General features: G+C 71.0%; 13 protein-coding genes and 1 pseudogene. 7 read left to right on the top strand and 7 right to left on the bottom strand.

Annotated features, from left to right (window positions below):
• Both EYQ95_RS26470 and lepB read left to right on the top strand, forming a co-directional pair.
• A pseudogene (locus tag EYQ95_RS26470) lies at nucleotides 1–387 on the top strand (alpha/beta fold hydrolase); the annotation flags it as partial.
• A gap of 235 nt (nucleotides 388–622) precedes the next feature.
• On the top strand, nucleotides 623–1,222 hold the full coding sequence (gene lepB / locus EYQ95_RS24140) for a signal peptidase I (RefSeq protein ID WP_132331398.1): 600 nt from the start codon (nucleotides 623–625) through the stop codon (nucleotides 1,220–1,222).
• Here lepB and EYQ95_RS24135 read toward each other — a convergent pair.
• From EYQ95_RS24135 to ttcA, 3 genes are all read right to left on the bottom strand, one after another.
• Nucleotides 1,203–2,012, bottom strand: a complete 810-nt coding sequence (locus EYQ95_RS24135) for a M48 family metallopeptidase (RefSeq protein ID WP_132331396.1) — start codon at nucleotides 2,010–2,012, stop codon at nucleotides 1,203–1,205. The two genes, lepB and EYQ95_RS24135, sit on opposite strands and share 20 nt — an antisense overlap.
• Nucleotides 2,013–2,018: 6 nt before the next feature.
• The gene (locus EYQ95_RS24130; protein WP_132331394.1) at nucleotides 2,019–2,924 is read right to left on the bottom strand and encodes a recombination-associated protein RdgC; all 906 of its coding nucleotides are present in this window, start codon (nucleotides 2,922–2,924) and stop codon (nucleotides 2,019–2,021) included.
• A 343-nt stretch (nucleotides 2,925–3,267) separates the two neighbouring features.
• The gene (gene ttcA, locus EYQ95_RS24125) at nucleotides 3,268–4,173 is read right to left on the bottom strand and encodes a tRNA 2-thiocytidine(32) synthetase TtcA (protein WP_132331392.1); all 906 of its coding nucleotides are present in this window, start codon (nucleotides 4,171–4,173) and stop codon (nucleotides 3,268–3,270) included.
• 94 nt (nucleotides 4,174–4,267) lie between these two features.
• On the opposite strand from ttcA, the gene EYQ95_RS24120 reads away from it, so the two are divergent.
• Nucleotides 4,268–4,477, top strand: coding sequence for a YdcH family protein (locus tag EYQ95_RS24120; protein WP_132331390.1), 210 nt, complete (start codon nucleotides 4,268–4,270; stop codon nucleotides 4,475–4,477).
• A 7-nt stretch (nucleotides 4,478–4,484) separates the two neighbouring features.
• On the opposite strand, the gene plsB is transcribed toward EYQ95_RS24120, so the two are convergent.
• The gene (gene plsB, locus EYQ95_RS24115) at nucleotides 4,485–7,253 is read right to left on the bottom strand and encodes a glycerol-3-phosphate 1-O-acyltransferase PlsB (protein WP_370451334.1); all 2,769 of its coding nucleotides are present in this window, start codon (nucleotides 7,251–7,253) and stop codon (nucleotides 4,485–4,487) included.
• Nucleotides 7,189–8,136 carry a hypothetical protein gene (locus EYQ95_RS24110; protein ID WP_132331386.1) on the bottom strand — a complete coding sequence of 316 codons (948 nt, stop codon included), beginning with the start codon at nucleotides 8,134–8,136 and terminating at the stop codon, nucleotides 7,189–7,191. Before EYQ95_RS24110 ends, plsB begins: the two co-directional genes overlap by 65 nt.
• A gap of 412 nt (nucleotides 8,137–8,548) precedes the next feature.
• Between EYQ95_RS24110 and EYQ95_RS24105 the strand changes: the two genes are divergently transcribed.
• Both EYQ95_RS24105 and EYQ95_RS24100 read left to right on the top strand, forming a co-directional pair.
• A complete protein-coding gene (locus EYQ95_RS24105; RefSeq protein ID WP_243700060.1) occupies nucleotides 8,549–11,737 on the top strand; it encodes an autotransporter domain-containing protein in 3,189 nt (1,062 codons plus the stop codon).
• 60 nt (nucleotides 11,738–11,797) lie between these two features.
• Nucleotides 11,798–13,207: a VCBS repeat-containing protein gene (locus EYQ95_RS24100; RefSeq protein WP_165924846.1), complete on the top strand. Its 1,410-nt coding sequence runs from the start codon at nucleotides 11,798–11,800 to the stop codon at nucleotides 13,205–13,207.
• 81 nt (nucleotides 13,208–13,288) lie between these two features.
• Here EYQ95_RS24100 and EYQ95_RS24095 read toward each other — a convergent pair whose 3' ends face one another.
• Nucleotides 13,289–15,268 (bottom strand): UvrD-helicase domain-containing protein, encoded by a 1,980-nt coding sequence (locus EYQ95_RS24095; RefSeq protein ID WP_132331380.1) that lies wholly within the window; start codon nucleotides 15,266–15,268, stop codon nucleotides 13,289–13,291.
• A 142-nt stretch (nucleotides 15,269–15,410) separates the two neighbouring features.
• Here EYQ95_RS24095 and EYQ95_RS24090 point away from each other — a divergent pair, with 142 nt between their 5' ends.
• Both EYQ95_RS24090 and EYQ95_RS24085 read left to right on the top strand, forming a co-directional pair.
• Nucleotides 15,411–16,214 (top strand): sel1 repeat family protein, encoded by an 804-nt coding sequence (locus tag EYQ95_RS24090; RefSeq protein WP_132331378.1) that lies wholly within the window; start codon nucleotides 15,411–15,413, stop codon nucleotides 16,212–16,214.
• Nucleotides 16,215–16,223: 9 nt separating this feature from the next.
• Nucleotides 16,224–16,841: a thymidine kinase gene (locus EYQ95_RS24085; protein ID WP_132331376.1), complete on the top strand. Its 618-nt coding sequence runs from the start codon at nucleotides 16,224–16,226 to the stop codon at nucleotides 16,839–16,841.
• Between the two features lie 155 nt (nucleotides 16,842–16,996).
• Here the strand turns inward: EYQ95_RS24085 and EYQ95_RS26465 are convergent.
• The coding region (locus EYQ95_RS26465) for a hypothetical protein (protein WP_165924845.1) at nucleotides 16,997–17,272 on the bottom strand (276 nt) is incomplete at its 5' end.

Below are 17,272 nucleotides of genomic sequence, written 5' to 3'. Positions count from 1 at the left end.
GTGTTCGACGACCCGGCCACCGCCGTGCGCGCGCGGCGGCAGGCGGGCGACCTGTCGGAGGAGGCCGCGCGGCTGATCGTCGAGCGCGGCATCGCGCCGGTGGGCGACGGCGGCTGGGCCTGGCGCAGCGACGCCCGCCTCACCCGGCCCACCGCGGTGCGCATGAGCGAGGCGCAGATGCGCGACGTCGTCGCCGCCATCGAATGCCCTGTGCACCTGGTGCATGCCGTGCCCGCGTTCGAGTTCTTCCCGGCCGACGTGCGCGACGCGCGCCTGGCCTGCCTGCGCGACGTGCGCGTGAGCGCGATCGAGGGCGGGCACCACCTGCACATGGAGCAGCCGGCGACCGTCGCCGCGGCGATCGGGCCGTTCCTGCAGGGCGGCTAGGCGCGCCCGGGGCGCACGTACGGCACGTCACCTGCCGCACGGTGCACGGTCGCCCACGAGCCACCGCCCGCGCGGTCGACCGCCTAGCCCTGCGGGACCGCTTCGCAGCCGGGGCCGGCCCGTCGCATACCCACCGCGGCGTGCCCATCGACGGGCCAGCGGAGAAGTTCCCCAAACCGATGGCCCATGCAGGCCACCGCAGGCACGCGCAGTCTCGGTGGCTTGGAGGTGACCCATGCCCGACCGCACGACCCCGCGCCGCAGCCGCCTGCGCGAATGGCTTCCCACGCTCGCGCTGCTGGGGCTGATGGTGGTCGCCCGCAGCTCGCTGGCCAACCACTACGTCGTGCCCAGCGGCTCCATGCAGCCCACCCTCGAGCCGGGCGACCGCGTGCTGGTCGACATGAGCGCCTACGGGCTGCGCCTGCCGTTCACCGGGACGGTGCTGCTGGCCCGCGCCCGGCCCGCGCGCGGCGACGTGGTCGTGCTGCCCTCGCCGCGCGACGGCACGCGCCTGATCAAGCGCGTGGTGGCGGTGGCCGGCGACCGCGTGTCGGTGCGCGGCGGGCACCTGGCCATCGACGGCGTCCCCGCCGCGCGCGGTGCCGGGATCGAGCGCATCGGCGCGCGCGACGTGCCGGTGAACCTGTCGCACGGCGGCGGGCCGGACGTGGAGGTGGTGGTGCCCGCCGGCCACGTGCTGGTGGTCGGCGACAACCGCGGCAACAGCTTCGACGGGCGCAGCTTCGGCTTCGCGCGCGAGGCCTCGATCTACGCGCGGGCGCGCGGCGTGTACTGGCGCCGCGGCGAGCGCTTCACCTGGAAGGCGCTGTAGCCACGCGTGGCGGCACGGCGACCAGCGCGCGCAGCATGGCCTTGATCGGCCGGCCCTTCGCGCGAAGCAGCTCGCGTTCGGCGTCCCAGTCGGGAAAGCGCGCCTCCACCTCGGCCCAGAACGCGCGCGAGTGGTTGGGCTGGATCAGGTGGCAGAGCTCGTGCACCAGCACGTACTCGAAGGCCGACGGGCGCACCAGCACCAGCGCGAGGTCCAGGCGCATGCGGTCGTCGGGCGCGAGCGAGCCCCACAGCGAGGTCAGCGGGCGGATCACGACGTCGCGCGGCGCGCGCGGCAGGCCGGGCAGGTATTTCGGCAGCCAGCGGCCGACATCGGCGCGGGCTTCGGCGAGGTAGAAGTCGCCCAGCGCCTTGCGCACGGCCGACTCGCGCACGTTCGCCGGATGCCAGATGGCGATGCCAGCCCCGTCGCGCTCCACGCGCACGTAGCGGCCTTCGCGCCAGTGCAGCGGCAAGGCCTCGCCGCGCAGCGGCAGTGAGGCGGTCCGCCCGAGCGCGAGCGGTTCGGCCGCGCCGAAGGTGTGCGCGAGCTGCCCGGCCAGCCACGCGGCGTGCTCCTGCGCGAAGGCCAGGGCACGGCGGTCGCTGGTGCGCGGCGGGCAGGTCAGGCGTGCGCCGCGTTCGGTCACCGACAGGCGCAGGCCGCGCGCGCTCGCATGGTGCACGCGCAGCACGTCCACGACGCGCCCGTCCGGCAGCGCCACCGGCAGCACCGCCTGCTTCGCCACGGGCGTGGCCAGGCGCGGCGTGCGGGCGCGGAAATTGAACACGCGGGGCTACTCGACCTTCGAGAGCTTGAGGGCGCGCTCCAGCACCGAAAACAGCCGGCGCATCTCGTGGCTCATCAGCGCGAAGCGCGCCTCGAGCTCGGCGCGCAGGTCCTCGCGCTCGGTGTTCTCCAGCTCGTCCACCGCGCCGTCGAGCAGCTTGAACTTGCGGATCACCAGGTCCTCGCCGAGCACGAAGCTCACGTGGTCGTCCAGCGTCAGTGCAAGCCGGGTGACCTGCTTGCCGCTGGCCAGGTGCTTGTCGATCTCCGCGTTCTTCTCCAGCTCCATGCGCTGGCACTTCACCACCGCGCCCTGGTCGAGCGCGTCGCGCAGCTCGCATTCGTCGCCCAGGCTCAGGCCGTCGGGCAGGGCCTCGCCGGCCAGCCAGCCGGTGAGCACCGCGCGCGGCGCGACCTCGGCGTTGAGCGGCAGCGCGGGAAAGCTGCCCAGCGCCTTGCGGATCTCGCCGACCACGTTCTCGGCCGACTTCTTGCTGGAGGTGTCGATGGCGACCACGCCCTGCTTCATGTCCAGGATCGCGTCGGTGCGCGTGGGGCGCACGAAGGCGCGTGGCAGCAGCTCGGTGATGAGCTCATCCTTCAGGCGCTTGCGCGTGCGCCCGCCGGGGCGGCGGCCTTCCTTCTCCTCGATCTCGTCGAGCTTCTTCTGCAGCAGGTCGTTGACCACCGCGCCGGGCAGCAGGCGGTCCTCGCCGCCGACGGCGAGCCAGTAGGCCTCGTCGAGCATGTGCCTGAAACCTTCCGTGTCGCGGCCGAAGGGCGAGACGAAGCCACGGGTGGAGAGCTCCATCGGCCCGACCGGGCGCAGCGCGCATTCGGCCAGGCCGGCGTCGAAGGCATCGAGCTGGAGGGAGGTGGGGAAGCGGAAGAGGGTGAGGTTTCGGAAGAACATTCGGACGTTTCGTCTCTGCTTCGGCTGCGGGTTCGCAGCGATGGATATCTGTCTTCGTCATTCCCGCGAAGGCGGGAATCCATGGACGTTGTTTGCAGCGCTCGCGTTAAAGCAACAGCGTTTCGTGCGCTGGCGCGCCCGAGTCACTTTTCTTTGCTGCTGCAAAGAAAAGTAACCAAAAGAAAGCAGCTTCCCCGACGAATCTACAGCTCGCGACCGGCGACAACTGCGAGGATCGCCACACTCGGCATCCTGCCTCGGGTGGCGACGGCCGACATCCTGTCGGCCGCCCTTCGGGTCTTACAATCGATTCGGCTTTTGAGTCATCCCTACGACGCAGCTGTCAGCTTTCGTCCTCGCCCGGCGTCCCCGCCAGCCACGCGTGCGCATCCGGCAGCGGCGCATCGCCGCGCGCGCCGAGCGAGAGGAAATCGAACAGCTTCGGGTCGGAGAGCTGGGAGGGGCGGATGTCGCCCAGCGCGCGCGCGATGGTCTCGATGCGGCCCGGCGACTCGCGCTCCCAGGCGTCCAGCATCTTCTTGACCTGCTTGCGCTGCAGGTTCTCCTGCGAGCCGCAGAGGTTGCAGGGGATGATCGGGAACTGCTTCGCCTCGGCATACGCGGCGATGTCGTCTTCCTTCACGTAGGCCAGCGGACGGATCACCACGTGCTTGCCGTCGTCGGACTGCAGCTTCGGCGGCATGCCGGAAAGTTTCGCGTGGAAGAACAGGTTGAGGAAGAACGTGGCGACGAGGTCGTCGCGATGGTGGCCGAGGGCGATCTTGGTGAAGCCTTCCTGCTCGGCATAGGTGTACAGCGCGCCGCGGCGCAGGCGCGAGCACAGCGAGCACATGGTCTTGCCCTCGGGCACCACGCGCGTCACCACCGAATAGGTGTCCTGCTCGAGGATGTGGTACTTCACCCCGATCGATTCGAGGTACTGCGGCAACACGTGCTCCGGGAAATCCGGCTGCTTCTGGTCGAGGTTCACCGCGACCAGCTCGAAGCGCACCGGCGCCCTCGATTGCAGCTGCAGCAGGATGTCGAGCATGGTGTAGCTGTCCTTGCCGCCGGACAGGCAGACCATGACCTTGTCGCCGTCCTCGATCATGCCGAAGTCGGCGATCGCGCGGCCGACCTGGTGGCGCAGGCGCTTGGCGAGCTTGTTGGCCTCGTGCTGCGCGCGGCGCGCACGCGGCGGCAGCGGCTCGGCCAGCGGGATGACGGGAAGGGAGACGACGGAGTCCATCGGCCCATTCTACGGAAGCGGCCCTGCCGCACCCTGAGCGCGTTCAGGCGCTCCGGCGCTCGCCGCTGCCACGCACGCGCGCTACGCTTGGGCCATGAACGACGGCCGCCGACCCGCCGAGATCGCCCGCCAGCTGGCCGAGCTGCGCCAGCAGCATCGCGACCTCGACCTGGCGCTCGAGGGCCTGCGCCACGCGCCCGTGCGCGACGAACTGGCGGTCACGCGCCTGAAGAAGCGCAAGCTGCAGCTCAAGGACTGCATCGCGCGGCTGGAGAGCGCGTTGATTCCGGACGAGCCGGCCTGAGGCCGGGTCAGGCCGACGCCTTCGCCGCCTCCGGGCTCACCTTCTCGATCGAATGCCGCAGCTCGCGGCCGAGGATGAACTTGGCGTCACGCGCCCAGGCTTCCAGGCGCTCGTCGAAGGTGAGCTTGCCGTTCTCGTCGGCCCGCACCAGGCGCAGCTCGCGCAGCTGGGCGATGAACACGCGGAACAGCGACTTGTCGAAGAACTCCGGTGCCGCCGGCGCGTACAGCAGCGACAGGCGCTGCGCGGCGAGGTGGCAGAGGGTTTCGAGCTCGCCCGCGCTGAGCGTGCCGGGGCCGTTCTTGGCCAGCACGGAGATGGCGATGTAGTAGCGCTCGAAGGCCTGCTGCAGCGAATGGCCGATGGCACGCAGGCGGAAGACCTCGTCGGACTGGCCGGCGTTACGCGCGAGGATCTCCCCGTCCTCGCCAGAGCGCTGCAGCAGCCCTTCGGCGACGAACAGCTCGATGGTGTGCGCGAGGCGCTCGGCGAAGCCGTCCTCGTCCCAGGGCAGGAACAGCTCGGCCTTGAGGAACGGGTACACGCTGCGGCCCAGGCGCAGCACCGAAGCGTGCGCCATGCGGCGGTTGTTCTGGAAGCAGCAGGCCACCCAGGCCGCCGCCGTGAACAGGTGCAGCACGTTGTTGCGGAAGTACGACAGCAGCACCGCCTTCTCGCCGTCGACCTCCAGCACGTCACCCAGCGGGTGCTTCACGCGCAGCAGCACGCCGATCTCCTCCGCGTGCGCCACGATCTCCTCGGGCGTATGCGGCGTCACCGTGACGCGGTCGGAATACGGCAGCTGCGCCAGGAGCTTCTTCGACAGCGCGATCTGCTCGAGCAGGTCGGCCTCGTTCATCGCGTGCTTCGGCGTGGACAGCAGCGCGAGCGCGAGCAGGTTGATCGGGTTGACGTCGGCGGCGCGGTTGACGTTGACCTGGATGCGCTGGGCCAGGGTATCGACGGCGTCGGCGAACCAGGCCGGCTTCTCGTCGTCGGGCACCGGCGCGCCGGTCCAGCCGGGTGCCTTCTCGGCCAGCACGTCGGCCAGGCGGATGGGCTCGCCGAAGTTCACCACGACCTGGCCGTAGTTGCTCGACAGCACCTTGGGGATGCCCATCAGCAGCTGCCAGATCGATTCCTTTTCCTTGGGCTTGCCCGACAGCTCGTCCAGGTAGCTGCGCCCTTCCATCAGCTTCTCGTAGCCGATGTAGACGGGCTGGAACAGCACCGGCCGCGTGGGCGCGCGCAGGAAGGCGCGCAGCGTCATCGCGATCATGCCGCCCTTGGGCTGCAGCAGGCGTCCGGTGCGCGAGCGCCCGCCCTCGATGAAGTATTCGATGGAATAGCCGCCGGCCACGAGCTGGGCGAGGTATTCGGAGAACACCGCCGAATACAGCGCGCTGCCGCGGATCGAGCGGCGCAGGAAGAACGCGCCGCCCTTGCGCAGCAGCGTGCCCACCACCGGCAGGTTGAGGTTGACGCCCGCGGCGATGTGCGGCGGCACGATGCCGCGCGAATACAGCAGGTAGCTGATCAGCAGGTAGTCCATGTGGCTGCGGTGGCAGGGCACGTAGACAACCTCGTGGCCCGGGGCGTCCTGCTTGAGGCGGTCCAGGTGGTGGACCAGCACGCCGCGGTAGATGCGGTTCCACACCGGCGCCAGCAGGAAGCTGGCCGAGCGCACGACCGGGTGCGAGTAGTCGGCCGCGATCTCGTAGGCATAGGCATGCGCCTTCTTCCAGGCCTCGGCGGCATCGGTGCCGTCGCGGCGGGCCTGGTCGGCGATGGCATCCAGCACGCTGGGGGCCGTGAGCACGCGGTCGACCAGCAGGCGCCGCGTCGACAGGTCCGGCCCGATCACCGCGGTGCGGATGCGGCGGAAATGCGCGCGCAGCACGCGCGAGAGCTTGCGCACCGTGCGCTCGGGCGGCAGGCCCTCGTCGGCCACGCCGCGCAGCGACACCGGCGGTGCGAAGCGCACGTAGGTGTCGCGGCCGTTGAGCGCGATCGCCAGCAGGCGGCGGAAGCGGCCGACGAGCTGCCAGTTCTCCGAGAACAGCACCGAGAACCAGCCGGTGGTCTTCTCCGGCGCGCGGCCGACGAAGATCGACACCGGCACCAGCTGCACGTCCAGCGCCGGGTCGGCGCGGTGCGCGGCGATCAGGCGGGCCAGCGATTCGGAGTGCGACTTGCCGTTCGCCGCCTGCGGGCGCTCGATCACCCCGGGGATGTTGGGCAGCGGTGCGATCGGCCCGACGCTGCGGCGCGAGAGCGCGACGTAGGCGCGGCCGCGCCCGGTGGGGTCGCCGGGCAGCGGGTTCAGCGGCGAGGGCAGGCCGGCCTCGCGGCAGGCGCGGTCGAGGATCAGGGCGTTGGAGAGGCCGTAGTCCTCCAGCACGTAGCAGACCGGGCCGCCGTTCCAGTCGGGCACGTGCTCGGCCGGGGCCTTGGGCTCGATCTTCAGCGCCAGCCACGGATCCAGCACGCGGCCGAGCAGGCGCGCCCACCAGGGGCGGCGCGCGTCCGGCCCCACGCGGGGCGCCGCAGCCGGTGCCGGCGGTGGCTCCAAGACCGACTCGGCCGGGGTGGCGCCGGGCATGGGCAGGTCGGGCTGCGCCGGGTCGGGCTCGCGGGGCCCCGCGACCGGCGCGGCCTCCGCCACCTCGGTGCCACTGGCGGCGGTGGCCTCCACCGGGGCGGAGGGGTCGTCAGCGGGCGGCGGGGCGTCCGGGAAGGGCAGGGGCGTCTGCTGGTGCTGGGCCATCGTCGGCATTATGCCCAACGCGCCCGGCAGGCCCGCCCAGCGCCGCCTCGGCATGGCGCAGGCTGTCGGTCAGGAACCAGCCCTCGGGCCGGCGCACGAGGTCGAGGTCGGCCACGACCGGCTGGCCGGCCAGGGTGTAGCGCAGGCGCAGGCGCGCGCTGTGGGCGGTGCCGGTCAGGCGCTCGATGCGCACGCTGCGCAGGGCGGCGTCCACGTCCAGGCCGAGCGTGGCCAGCGCGCGTTTTCCTTCGCGCAGTGCGGGGCGCAGGCGCGTGAGGCTGCGGTGCAGGCCGGCCTGCGACCATGCGGCGTCGCCCCCGGCCAGATGGGTGGCGCGCGCTGCCCGCACCAGGCCGGGAAGGAGCGGCTCCACCCGGGCTGCATCGGCGAGCCGGGCCGAATCGGCCCAGGTCGCCAGCGCCGCCACCTGCTGCAGCCGGTGGGTGCGCTCGGCGGCCGGCATGCCGGTGTCGCGTTCGAGCATCTGCCGGGCGAACAGCGCCAGCGTGCGCGCGGCCGTGCGCACCTCGGTGCGGGCGCCGGCGAACTGCTGGCGATAGCCGCGGCGCAGCAGTGTCTCGGCGCCGGGCGCGGCCAGGCGGTCGATGGCCGCTGGCAGATGGCGGGCCAGCGGCAGTTCCGACAGCGGCCAGCGGCTGCGGCCTGCGCGCCAGGCCGCATCGGTGCGGGCATAGAGGTCGGGCGGCAGCGCATGCACGGCATAGGCGCCGAGGTCGTCGCGGCGCAGGTCGTCCAGCAGCCGGTGCACGGCCGCTTCGGGCGTGGGTGCCGGTCGGGCAGGCGGCGGGGCGTCTTCCTCCGCCCGGCAGCCGGCCAGCAGCAGGACGGCGAGGGCGAGGGCGACACGGATGCGGAAAGCGGCGGTGGCCATGCATGCATCCTGCCGGGCGCGCCGCGTGGCCGCCACGTTCGGGCGCACACAAAGAAAAAGGAGGCCTGGGCCTCCTTCAAAGCCGGCCGGAGCCGGTGGGACAACAACGATTGGACAGCCGGCGAACCGGACGGCGACAGCTTAAGGAAACGTTATTGTTCAATCAATACCCGCACTTTGCTCGGTAAGCAATTGATTCACCGTGGGATCGGCATTCGAGAGTAACGAAAACCTGCGGCGCTAGCGGCCACGGCGCATGCCCTTTACACACGAGGAATGCGGTGGCGGTCACGGTCTTCGATGGACATCCGACCGGCGGATGCGTATACAGCCCGCTCCCGCGGGCGGAGCCCCGCGGGCGGTACCGCCACCACGGGGGAGGCGGACCGGACCTTCCGTTCCAGGGGATTCGATGAAGACCATGACTTCGGGCGCCGGCTTCGTGCGCTCGCGCCTGGCGCGTGCCGTCGCCGGCACGCTGCTCGCCACCACGCTCGCGCCCGCGGCGTTCGCCCAGACGTATGCCGAGCCCGGCCGCATCGGCGATGCCGACAGCTGGCGTACCGCCGAGTTCTATGCCGACTGGGGCCTGTCGCTGATCAATGCCGAGTACGCCTATGCGCGCGGGCTCACCGGCCGCGGCATCCGCGTGGGCATCTTCGACAGCGGGGTCGACCTGCGCCATGGCCAGTTCGCCGGCCGCGCCCATCGTGGCATCCGCATCGCCGACCTGCTGGCCGACGGCAGCGCCTGCGCCAACCGCAGCGTGCTCGCCGGCGACGATGCCTGCTTCATGTCCGATGGCGACACCGTGGCCATGGACTACTTCGAGTACACCGACGCCGACCGCGCGCTGGTGCAGTACCTCGTCGACATCGGCTACCTCTACGACTGGGTGCCCGACTACCTGGAGTCGATCGCCGGCTTCCAGTACAGCGCGCACGGCACGCACGTGGCCGGCACGATGGTGGCCAACCGCGACGGACGCGGCACGCACGGCGTCGCGTTCGGCGCCGACCTGACCAGCGCGCGCCTGTTCTCCAACACGTACACGGACCTGTTCTCGCTGCTGGGCGTGGGCGGCGAGTCCCATGCGATCGGCCCGGATTCCACCGCCGTGGCGAGCATGTACCGGCAGATGGCGACGCAGGGCGTGCGCGTGATCAACCACAGCTGGGGCCTGGCCAACGAGCCCACCTCGGTGGCCGACATGGACGAGCTCTACTCGCTGCCGGGCGTGGCCGAGTACTTCGCCACCTACACCGCACCGTCGCTGCGCGACGGCACCCTGCAGGTGTGGGCGGCCGGCAACAACTACGGCGAGATCGCCGGCATCTACGCCACGCTGCCGCGCTGGCAGCCCGAGCTCGAGCCCTACTGGCTGAGCGTGGTCAACCTGAGCTGGGAAGGCGGGCTGGACTGGAGCTCCAGCATCTGCGGCCAGACCGCGCAGTGGTGCGTGACCGCGCCGGGAACCGACATCACCTCCACGGTGGTCGGCGGCGCCATCGACGGCCGCGTCGTGCGCGATGCCGACGGCAACTTCGTGGGCCTGGAGGTCACGCGCGAGAACCCGGAATACGGCATCGGCGACATGACCGGCACCTCGATGGCCGCACCGCACGTCACCGGCGCGCTGGCGCTGCTGATGGAGCGCTTCCCGTACCTGTCCAACCCGCAGGTGCGCGACGTGCTGCTCACCACCGCCACCGACCTGGGCGATCCCGGCGTCGACGCGATCTACGGCTGGGGCCTGATCGACCTGCAGCGCGCCATCGAGGGCCCGGGCCTGCTGCGCGTGGACACCGAGGTGGTGATGAACACGCGCGCCGGTGGCGTGCAGACCTGGTCGGGCCTGGCCTGGGACGACTGGACCAACGACATCGGCGGCCCGGGGCGGCTGACCAAGTCCGGCGCGGGCTGGCTGCGTCTGTCCGGCGACAACAGCTTCAACGGCGCGACCGTGCGCAGCGGCGTGCTCGAGCTCGACGGCGACAACTGGCTGGGCGACGTCCGCGTCGATGGCGGCATCCTGCTGGTGGACGGCGCACTGCTGCGCACCGACCTCACGGTCAATGCCGGCTCCGCCTTCGTCATGGGCCGCCACGCCGGCGCATCGGCGACGGTGAACGCGGGCGGGCGCCTGGGCGGCAGCGGCACGGTCAACGACCTCACGGTGCACGGGACGGTGGCACCGGGCAATGGCGTGGGCACGCTGCACGTCACCGGCGGCTACACGCAGGCGGCCGGCTCCTTCTTCGATGCGGAGCTGGGCGGCAACGGCGCGTCGGACCGCATCGCCGTGCAGGGCGCGGCCACGCTGCAGGGCGGCACCGTGCGCCTGTCGGGCGTGCCGGGGCAGTTCCTGCTCGGCCAGTCCTACACGCTGCTCTCGGCCACCGCCGGCGTGAACGGCCAGTTCGCCGCGCTCGACCGCAGCGCCTACTCGCCCTTCCTGCGCTTCGACCTGCGCTATGCACCGGGCGCGGTCGGCCTGGACGTGACGCGCGGCCAGGCGCTGGCCTCGGCGGCCATCACGCGCAACCAGTCGGCGGTCGCCACGGCGGCCGACGCGATGGCGACCACCGCGCCGCTGCTGCGCTCGCTCGTGCAGCTGTTCCCGCAGCAGGCGCAGGCCGCCTTCGACGCGCTGTCCGGCGAGGCCCATGCCAGCGCGCGCAACGTGCTGGTCGAAGCCAGCCGGCATGTGCGTGACGCCGCGCTTGACCGCAGCCTGATGGCGGCCGCGCCCGAGGCCGACGCCGAGGGGCGCACCGCGGTGTGGGCGCAGGGCCTGTCCAGCGGCGGCAAGGTGTTCGCCGACGGCAACGGCGCGCGCGTGGAAGCCCAGGGCAGCGGCCTGCTGCTCGGCGTCGACCATGCCTTCGCCGGCGGCTGGACGCTGGGCGCACTCGCCGGCAGCAGCCGCGACGACCTGACCGTCGCGGCGCGCGCCTCGCGTGGCGACGTCGACAGCCGGCACGTGGCCGTCTACGGCGGCGGCCGGTTCGCGGGCATCGGCCTGCGCGGCGGTCTTGCCTATGCGCGCAACGAGGTCGACATGCAGCGCCGCGTGGCGTTCGCCGACGTCGACCAGACGCTGCGTGCCGACACCCGCGCCGACAGCCTGCAGGGCTTCGTCGAGGCCGGCTACCGCGTCGACCTGGGCAGCGTGTCGATCACGCCGTTCGCGCAGTTCGCCCACGTGCGGGTTCAGGCCGACGGCTTCACCGAGACGGGCGGCAGCGCCGCGCTCACGGTCGAGGGCGGCGACAGCCGCGTGAACCTGTCGACCGCGGGCCTGCGCCTGGCGGCCGACCTGGCCGGCAGCGGCCAGACCCCGGGCTGGCTGCAGCTGCGCGCGGGCCTGGGCTGGCGCCACGCCTCCGGCGACCTCGCCGCGCCCACCCGCGCCGGGTTCGCGGGCGCGCCGGCGTTCGTCGTCGAGGGCGCGACGCTGGCAGAGAACGCCACCGTCGCCGAGGCCGGCATCGGTGCCTGGGTCGGCGAGCGCACGCTGGTCGAGTTCGGCTACACCGGCCAGTTCGCCGACGAGGCGCGCGACCACGCCGCGACGGCGCGGGTGTCGGTGCAGTTCTGACGCCGCAGCTGCGTCTACAGGTGACCGGCTTCCTGGCTGGAGCCGGTCATCCCACGTCCCGTGCTGCGACTCATCTATGCTGTTCGCATGAAGACGCTCAGAGTGCTCGGCCTCCTGCTGGTGGCGAGTGTAGTCACCGGCTGCGGCTCGGGTGATCAGGATGCAGTCGCTGACGAGGCCCCCATCCAAGGGCGTGCCGCGTCGGGCATGCCGCCGGCACCCGGCGCTGTACGCGCACATGTTCCGACTGCCGCCTCCCCGTATGACGTTTGCGGGGGCATCATCCCGGGCTCGCCCGCCCCGACTGATGCCTACCGCATGCGCTGCGAGGTCATTGTGCCGACCGAGAGTGGCTGGACGGCTCAACATGTCGCGATCGGCGACGTAACAGGCGATGGAAAGCCCGATGTCGTCGGTTCCGCAGGTTATGGCGGCCCCGTGTACGTCCCGGAGGTCGTGCGCGTCCACGTGGCGTCATTCAACGGTCCTGGCGCTCCGGCCGTTTCCACCCTCAGTTTTCCAGGGTTGCCTTCGTCCGCCCACGGAATGACCCTGGCGGATCTCGATGGAGATGGCGTAGACGAGATCGTCGTCGAATCCGCGGGTCAGCTTACGATCGCCGCGCACAAGAATGGCCAGTGGAGCTATCGGCGACTGCCAAGCATCCAGCCCGCCCGTTACCTCGCGCCGATCGATGCCAACAGCGACGGGGCAATGGATGTATTCGCGCAGAGCTGGTCTTCGGGCGCCCACGTCTATTTCGCGGACGGCAAAGGGGGGATCGATCGCCACGTACGGTTCGACAACGGCGCCGCGGGATACAACACCGTGCGCACCGCCGACGTGGATGGCGACGGCAGGCCCGACGTCACCGTGACCAACGGTCAGGGATGGCCGAAGGTCTGGCACTACATCAATCGCTTCGGAACAAACCTCGACCCAGCGGTGGAGTACGACCTCCGGCCGACGGTCTCTTCTCCGGTCCGAGGCATCGCTGTGGGCGATGTCGATGGAGATGGTCTCGTCGATCTGGTCGTATCCCAGGCGAGCCAGTCAGGTGAACCCAACGGCCTCAGAATATTTCACGGAGGCCTGGCACACGCGACGAGCCGGAGTTCGTTCCTACGGATCGAGGGTCAGTACCAACTGCCTGCTGCGATCGCCATCACCGATCTCGATGGCGACTCGAGGCAGGATCTTGTGGTTGGGTTCGACAGCGAGGACTCGCTGGCCTACTTCCGGCAGGGCCCCGACGGATTCGCTGCCCCTGTGCGTATGCGTACGGACGACTCAGCGCTCACCGTCGGTGCGTTCACCCACGGGAGTTTCCGGATCGCCGACATCGATCTCAACGGCTGCCCCGATATTGCCCTGGCGCATAGCGCAACGTCGCTGCGGGTGTACTTTGGCGAGAACTGCCGAACCTGGGAGCCTGTGATGGGCGGCCCCCTGCCACCGCTCAGCCTCTGAGCGGGAGCGGTGTCCGTCCCGACTCTGCCCGTATGACCGTCGGCGATTTGATGATCGCCAGATGAAGTGGCGTGGGGACCGTTATCCCTCCAGCAGCGCCCGGATCGCCGCGAACCCCGCGTCCGCACGCGCCTTCTTCGATTCGGCATCGGCCACCGGGTCGGCGCCATCGCGCTGGATCTCGCTCGCGGGCAGCTCGTCGAGGAAGCGGCTGGGCTTGAGCCGCAGGATCTCGCCCCAGCGCTCGGCCCGCTTCGAATAGGACATCCACAGCCGCTCCTTGGCACGGGTGATGCCCACGTACAGAAGGCGCCGCTCCTCGTCCAGGCGGCCTTCGTCCAGGCTGGCCTCGTGCGGCAGGGTGCCGTCCTCGAGCCCGACGATGAAGACGTAGCGGAACTCCAGGCCCTTGGCCGCGTGCAGGCTCATCAGCCGCACCTGGTTGCCGGGCTCGCCCTTGTCGGCATGCGAGAGCAGCGCGAGCGAGGCGGCCAGCTCGCCCGGGCCGGCGTTGCGCGCGCCGTCGAACCACTGGCTGAGTTCCTCGATGTTCGCGCGGCGGCGCTGGAAGCTCGCCTCGTCCTTGCACTGCGCGCGCACGGCGGCGAGCAGCCCGCTGCGCTCGGCGACCTCGCGCACGAGGTCGGCCGGCGACAACGCGTTCGCCTTGGAGCGCAGCTGCTTGACCAGCGTGGCGAAGGTGTCGAGCGCGTTCGCCGCGCGCGGGGGCAGCTGCTTGAGCGCGCCGACGTTGTCGATCGCGCGGGCCATCGGCATGTGCGCGTGCTGTGAGAGCTCGGCGAGCTTCGCCAGCGTGCCGGCGCCGACCTCGCGCTTGGGGTTCTGCACCGCGCGCAGGAAGGCGGCGTCGTCGTCGGGATTGGCCAGCAGGCGCAGCCAGGCCAGCACGTCCTTGACCTCGCCGCGGTCCAGGAACGCGGTGCCGCCCGAGAGGTGGTAGGGCACGCGCTGCAGCTGCAGGGCCTTTTCCAGCGCGCGGCTCTGGAAGTTGCCGCGGAACAGGATGCAGAAGTCCGACCACGGCGCGCGCGTGGAGGCGTTGAGGAACTGGATCTCGGCGGCGATGCGCTCGGCCTCGTGCGCGGCGTCGCGGCATTCCCAGATGCGGATGCGCTCGCCATCAGGTTGATCGGACCACAGCGTCTTGAGGTGCTCGTGCGGGTTGTTGGCGATCAGCGCGTTGGCCGCCCGCAGCACGCGGTTGGAGCAGCGGTAGTTCTGCTCGAGCTTCACGATGCGAAGCGCCGGATAGTCCTTGCCCAGCTGCAGCAGGTTGTCGGGGTTGGCGCCGCGCCAAGCGTAGATGGACTGGTCGTCGTCGCCCACGCAGGTGAACAGCCCGCGCGGGCCGGCCAGCGCCTTGAGCAGGCGGTACTGCGCGTCGTTGGTGTCCTGGCACTCGTCCACCAGCAGGTAGCCGATGCGCTCGCGCCAGGCCAGGCGCAGGTCCTCGTCGGCCTCCAGCAGCTGCACGGGCAGGCGGATCAGGTCGTCGAAGTCCAGCGCGTTGAAGCTGGCCAGGCGCTGCTGGTAGAGGTCGTAGACCGTCGCGGCTTCCACCTCGCGCGGGCTGCGCGCCTCGCGCATGGCCTCCTCGGGCGAGAGGCCGGCGTTCTTCGCGCGCGAGATCAGGTTCTTCACCGCGTCGATCGCGTCAGGTTTACTGCCGGCGGGCAGCAGGTCCTTGATCTGCGCGGCCGAATCGTCCGCGTCGAAGATCGAGAAGCCCCGGCGCAGGCCGGCGCGTGCGTGCTCGATCTGCAGGAACTTCAGGCCCAGCGCATGGAAGGTGCAGATCGTCAGCCCCTCGGCCGCATCGCCGCGGATGCGCTTGGCCACGCGCTCGCGCATTTCCTTCGCGGCCTTGTTGGTGAAGGTGATCGCGGCGATGCGCTTGGCCGGCATGCGGCCGGAGGCGATCAGGTGCGCGATCTTCTCGACGATCACGCGCGTCTTGCCGGAGCCTGCGCCGGCAAGCACGAGCAGGGGGCCGTCGCAGTGCTCGACGGCGGCGCGCTGGGGAGGGTTGAGGCCGTGCATCGGAACCACCTGCGGGCGGCCGCGTATTCTGCCGCAGCCGGCCGCCTGCGCCTGAACATGCTGAAGGTCATGGGTCGTCAGTTGGCTGGCCCATGCGCCGTCGGGTGCCTAGCATGCGCGGATCTTTCCATGGAGAGGTGCCATGACGCGCTGGATCCCCGTCGCCTTCGTCCTGCTCGTGCTGGGGCAGTTTCCGCTGGCGCATGCCGCACGTGCCGTTCCGCCCGATCCGGCGGAGGATCCCCTGCTGGTCACCGCCGGCTTCCTGACCCATCACCCGGACATGAAATACCGGCTGCTTGGCCTGGAGGCCTACCGGCAGGGACGATTCGAGGACGCGCTGCAGTTCTTCCGCCGCGCCAGCTTCCATGCCGACAAGCCTTCCCAGGGCATGGTCGCGGAGATGTACTGGAAGGGCGAAGGCGTTGCGCGCGATCCGGCCCTGGCGTATGCGTGGATGGACCTTGCCGCCGAACGGGGCTACGTCGGTTTCGCGCGCCTGCGCGAGCAGTACTGGGCGGAACTTTCGGCCGCCGAGCGCGAGCGCGCGATCGCCGAGGGCGAACGCATCTACGCACGCTTCGGCGACGGCGCGGCCAAGCCTCGCTACGAGTTCCAGCTGCGCGTCGGCCGCCGCACCATGACGGGAAGCCGCACCGGTTTCAACCGCGGCATCGCCATCGAGGTCCCCGGCCCCGGCGGGAGCCAGATGATCGAAGGCAGCCGGTACTTCGACGAACGCTACTGGGACGCGAAGAAGTACTGGGCATGGCAGGACAAGGTGTGGCGGAACCCGCGCATCGGCCGCGGCACCGCCAGCGACCTGCAGGACGTCCGCGCCGTGCCGCCCGCGGCCTCGCGCATTCCGCAGGTGGCCCCACAGCTGGACACCGAGGCGCCCGCAGTGCCGCAGGAGCAGGGCGACGGCACCGACCGGGGCCCATAAACTGTCGGCATGGCCAAGCTGTACTTCTACTACTCGGCGATGAACGCCGGGAAGACCACCACGCTGCTGCAGTCCGCGCACAACTACGCCGAGCGGGGAATGCGCACCTACATCCTGACGCCCGCGCTCGACGAGCGGGCGGGGCGGGGCGTGGTCGCCTCGCGCATCGGGCTGTCGTCGAAGGCGCAGGCATTCACGCGCGACGACGACCTGGAGCATTGCGTCGAACGCGACATCGCCCTGCACGGCGCATTGCACTGCGTGCTCGTCGACGAGGCGCAGTTCCTGGGCCGCGCGCAGGTCTGGCAGTTGACCGAAGTGGTCGACCGGCTGCGCATCCCGGTGCTCTGCTATGGCCTGCGCACCGACTTCCGCGGCGAGCTGTTCGAGGGCAGCCAGTACCTCCTGGCCTGGGCCGACGAGATCGCCGAGATCAAGACCATCTGCCACACGGGCAAGAAGGCGACGATGACCGTGCGCGTGGACGAGGCCGGCCGCGCGGTGCAGGACGGGCCGCAGGTGGAGATCGGCGGCAACGAGCGTTACGTCTCGGTCTCGCGTCCGCAGTTCAAGAAGGTGATGCGCGGGGAAGGGACGATCGAGCCGATGCAGGTGCCGTTGTTCTGAGGGGTCGATACGGGATTCGGGATTCGGGATTGGCAGGGTGCATGCGGCGCCGGCCGACCTGCCCCGCCCGGCCGTGCGGAAGTCGGCGACAGCCGCGCCCCGGATCCCGGCATGACGTGATCCGCTTTCCCGAATCCCGAATCCCGAATCCCGAATCACAACGTCCCGGTCGGCATGAAGTCCGCCCGCGCGCTCCTGCACTGCCGCAGCAGCCGCGCGATCTCGCGTTCGGTGGTGCTGCCGTCGGGCTGGGCGCGGCGCACCGCGGCGTACAGGCGCGCCAGGCGGGAGACGGCCGCCGTGCGCTCGCGGCCGTTGCAGCGCACGGCCTGCAGGTAGGCCGCCGCCCGCCAGGCCAGCGGCTGCGGCTCGAAGGTGCCGCGCGCGCCTGCCGCGATCGCCGCCAGCGCCTGCTCGCCCGCGCGCTCGCC

The sequence above is a fragment of the Lysobacter sp. N42 genome (assembly GCF_004344885.1).
The sequence above is the reverse complement of the archived record's forward strand: the minus strand, read 5'-3'. Positions and strand labels throughout refer to the sequence as shown.